Origin of the sequence: Kiloniella litopenaei, assembly GCF_000982415.1 — a bacterium.
In the GTDB taxonomy this organism is placed as follows: domain Bacteria; phylum Pseudomonadota; class Alphaproteobacteria; order Kiloniellales; family Kiloniellaceae; genus Kiloniella; species Kiloniella litopenaei.
Genome location: NZ_LANI01000007.1, coordinates 1 through 471 on the forward strand (window position 1 = coordinate 1; position 471 = coordinate 471).

1 protein-coding gene is annotated in these 471 nt (G+C 41.8%); it reads left to right on the forward strand.

Annotated features, from left to right (window positions below):
- On the forward strand, positions 1-365 hold a 365-nt coding region (locus WH95_RS10265; RefSeq protein ID WP_046506578.1), incomplete at its 5' end, for a hypothetical protein.
- Between the last annotated feature and the right edge of the window lie 106 nt (positions 366-471).

The following is a 471-nucleotide window of genomic DNA, read 5'->3' on the forward strand; positions in this document are numbered from 1 at the left end:
AGATCGAAAATAAAATCAATAACCTTGTAGATGCTATTTCTGAGGGGAATGGCTTCCCTGCCCTGTCAAAAGCTCTAACAGATTTAGAACTAAAACAAGAAGCACTTAGAGAGAAATTACTCTCTATGCCTCCAGTACCCCAACCCATGCCCAAATCAAAGGATTTACATATAACGTTTCAGACGAATATTAAGCAGCTTGAGAAAGTTGTGCAGCAAGAAGGCATCAAATCCCAAGCAGCAAAAATACTCCAAAGGCTAATTGGACGCGTAGAAGTCTCTCCGAGAGAAGATGATCGCAAGGGAATAAAATTAAAAATCATTGGTAATTTTGAACAAGCCTTAGAGCTATCACGTCCTAACTAACCCAATAAGGCTGTTAGCGCTTGTCGTAGAACGCAAAAAAGCCCCCAGTCATACTGACTAGAGGCTTATTTGACTTCGGTGGTTGCGGGGGCAGGATTTGAACCTG